The sequence below is a fragment of the Myxococcus llanfairpwllgwyngyllgogerychwyrndrobwllllantysiliogogogochensis genome, from assembly GCF_006636215.1.
Classification (GTDB): domain Bacteria; phylum Myxococcota; class Myxococcia; order Myxococcales; family Myxococcaceae; genus Myxococcus; species Myxococcus llanfairpwllgwyngyllgogerychwyrndrobwllllantysiliogogogochensis.
Map to the genome: position 1 here is coordinate 1 of NZ_VIFM01000801.1, position 435 is coordinate 435.

Consider the following 435-nt stretch of genomic DNA (forward strand, 5'->3'; position numbering starts at 1 on the left):
CTGTGCGCGATGAGGCCAGGCTTCCAACAGTACCTGGCCCAGGCGAAGGAGAATGGTATGGGCTTCTCCGTGTTCGTCGGCAAGGAGAACCTCACCAAGGACCAGCTGAAGGATCCACCTGGTGGGGAGGACATCCGCATTGCGCCAGTGCTGCTGGGTAGCAAGCGCGGCGGTGTGCTGAACGTCATCCTCGGCGTCGTGCTGATCGTCGTGGGCGTCTACACCAGCAACGCCAATCTGGTCATTCAGGGTGCTGTGATGGTCATCGGCGGCGTTGCCCAGATGCTGGGGCCTCAGCCGAAGGGGCTCGGGTCGCAGGACAGTGTCGATAACAGGCCCAGTTACAGCATGAACGGAACCGTCAACACACAGGCTCAAGGCAATCCCGTACCCGTCGCCTATGGCGGGCACGACACCAAGGGCATGCTGGTGGGT

At 61.8% G+C, this 435-nt stretch carries 1 protein-coding gene; it reads left to right on the forward strand.

Translation table 11 applies throughout. From position 1 onward, the window contains the following. Positions 1-57 precede the first annotated feature (57 nt). Positions 58-435: tail assembly protein (locus FJV41_RS50595; protein WP_181791603.1), on the forward strand; the 378-nt coding region annotated here is incomplete at its 3' end.